Consider the following 2,936-nt stretch of genomic DNA (forward strand, 5'->3'; position numbering starts at 1 on the left):
TCCAGACTCCTTCGGGTTATAGGGTCAAGCAATGAAGCGCACACGGTGGATGCCTAGGCAGCCAGAGGCGATGAAAGACGTGGTAGCCTGCGATAAGGCTCGGTGAGGTGGCAACAACCTGTGACCCGGGCATTTCTGAATGGGGAAACCCACTCATCATAAGATGAGTATCGTGCATTGAATACATAGATGTACGAGGCGAACCAGGGGAACTGAAACATCTAAGTACCCTGAGGAAAAGAAATCAACCGAGATTCCCCTAGTAGCGGCGAGCGAACGGGGACCAGCCCTTAAGCGTATGACTGATTAGGCGAACACGCTGGGAAGCGTGGCCGTAGCGGGTGATAGCCCCGTAGTCGAAAATCTGATCATGTGAAATCGAGTAGGTCGGGGCACGAGAAACCTTGACTGAAGACGGGGGGACCATCCTCCAAGGCTAAATACTCCTGGCTGACCGATAGTGAACCAGTACCGTGAGGGAAAGGCGAAAAGAACCCCGGAGAGGGGAGTGAAATAGATCCTGAAACCGTGTGCGTACAAGCAGTAGGAGCAGACTTGTTCTGTGACTGCGTACCTTTTGTATAATGGGTCAGCGACTTATATTCAGTGGCGAGGTTAACCGTATAGGGGAGCCGTAGGGAAACCGAGTCTTAACTGGGCGACACAGTCGCTGGATATAGACCCGAAACCGAGCGATCTATCCATGAGCAGGGTGAAGATTGAGTAACATCAATTGGAGGCCCGAACCAGGATCTGTTGAAAAAGATTTGGATGACTTGTGGATCGGAGTGAAAGGCTAATCAAGCTCGGAGATAGCTGGTTCTCCTCGAAAGCTATTTAGGTAGCGCCTCACGTAGTACCGCCGGGGGTAGAGCACTGTTTCGGCTAGGGGGTCATCCCGACTTACCAACCCGAGGCAAACTCCGAATACCGGTGAGTAACGCGTGGGAGACACACGGCGGGTGCTAACGTCCGTCGTGAAAAGGGAAACAACCCAGACCGTCAGCTAAGGTCCCGAAATCCTGGTTAAGTGGGAAACGATGTGGGAAGGCTCAGACAGCTAGGAGGTTGGCTTAGAAGCAGCCATCCTTTAAAGAAAGCGTAATAGCTCACTAGTCGAGTCGGCCTGCGCGGAAGATGTAACGGGGCTAAACCAGGTACCGAAGCTACGGGTTCATCCTTTGGATGAGCGGTAGAGGAGCGTCGTGTACGCCAATGAAGGTGAATTGAGAAGTTCGCTGGAGGTATCACGAGTGCGAATGCTGACATGAGTAACGATAAAGGGAGTGAAAAACTCCCTCGCCGGAAGACCAAGGGTTTCTGTTCGACGCTAATCGGAGCAGAGTGAGTCGGCCCCTAAGGCGAGGCCGAAAGGCGTAGTCGATGGGAAACGGGTCAATATTCCCGTACCGGACATGGTTGCGATGGGGGGACGAAGAAGGCTAGGTGAGCCAGGCGTTGGTTGTCCTGGTGAAAGTGAGTAGGCTGAGGGTTTAGGTAAATCCGGACCCTTTTAAGGCCGAGACACGAGATGAACTGACCACGGTCAGGAAGTCACTGATGCCACGCTTCCAGGAAAAGCCTCTAAGCTTCAGATCATGTGCGACCGTACCCCAAACCGACACAGGTGGTCAGGGAGAGAATCCCAAGGCGCTTGAGAGAACTCGGGTGAAGGAACTAGGCAAAATGGTGCCGTAACTTCGGGAGAAGGCACGCCGGCGTAGGGTGAAGAGACTTGCTCTCCTAGCCCGAACCGGTCGAAGATACCAGGTGGCTGCAACTGTTTATTAAAAACACAGCACTCTGCTAACGCGCAAGCGGACGTATAGGGTGTGACGCCTGCCCGGTGCCGGAAGGTTAAATGATGGTGTTAGCCGCAAGGCGAAGCTCTTGATTGAAGCCCCGGTAAACGGCGGCCGTAACTATAACGGTCCTAAGGTAGCGAAATTCCTTGTCGGGTAAGTTCCGACCTGCACGAATGGCGTAATGATGGCCACGCTGTCTCCACCCGAGACTCAGTGAAATTGAAATCGCCGTGAAGATGCGGTGTACCCGCGGCTAGACGGAAAGACCCCGTGAACCTTTACTATAGCTTCACACTGGACGCTGATGTTGCCTGTGTAGGATAGCTGGGAGGCTTTGAACTTTGGACGCCAGTTCGGAGGGAGCCAACCTTGAAATACCAGCCTGGCATCATTGGCGTTCTCACTCAGGTCCGTTATCCGGATCGAGGACAGTGTGTGGTGGGTAGTTTGACTGGGGCGGTCTCCTCCTAAAGAGTAACGGAGGAGCACGAAGGTACCCTCAGCACGGTCGGACATCGTGCATTGAGTGCAAGAGCATAAGGGTGCTTGACTGCGAGACAGACACGTCGAGCAGGTGCGAAAGCAGGTTCTAGTGATCCGGTGGTTCTGTATGGAAGGGCCATCGCTCAACGGATAAAAGGTACTCCGGGGATAACAGGCTGATACCGCCCAAGAGTTCACATCGACGGCGGTGTTTGGCACCTCGATGTCGGCTCATCACATCCTGGGGCTGAAGTCGGTCCCAAGGGTATGGCTGTTCGCCATTTAAAGTGGTACGCGAGCTGGGTTTAGAACGTCGTGAGACAGTTCGGTCCCTATCTGCCGTGGGCGTTGGATGTTTGAGAAGGGCTGCTCCTAGTACGAGAGGACCGGAGTGGACGACCCTCTGGTGTTCCGGTTGTCACGCCAGTGGCATTGCCGGGTAGCTATGGTCGGACGGGATAACCGCTGAAAGCATCTAAGCGGGAAGCCCCCTTCAAGATGAGACATCCCTGAGGCCTAGAGCCTCCTGAAGGGCCCAGCGAGACCAGCTGGTTGATAGGCACGGTGTGGAAGCGCTGCAAGGCGTTGAGCTAACGTGTACTAATGGCCCGTGAGGCTTGACCCTATAACACCCAAGGGGTCTGGTCG

At 54.3% G+C, this 2,936-nt stretch carries 1 rRNA gene; it reads left to right on the plus strand.

The annotated features are described in order from the left end of the window. Positions 1-22: 22 nt before the first annotated feature. Positions 23-2,913: ribosomal RNA gene (locus ACT3UM_RS24035) — 23S ribosomal RNA — on the plus strand. Positions 2,914-2,936 lie beyond the last annotated feature (23 nt).

The organism is Halomonas sp. AOP13-D3-9 (assembly GCF_052379125.1).
In the GTDB taxonomy this organism is placed as follows: Bacteria; Pseudomonadota; Gammaproteobacteria; order Pseudomonadales; family Halomonadaceae; genus Vreelandella.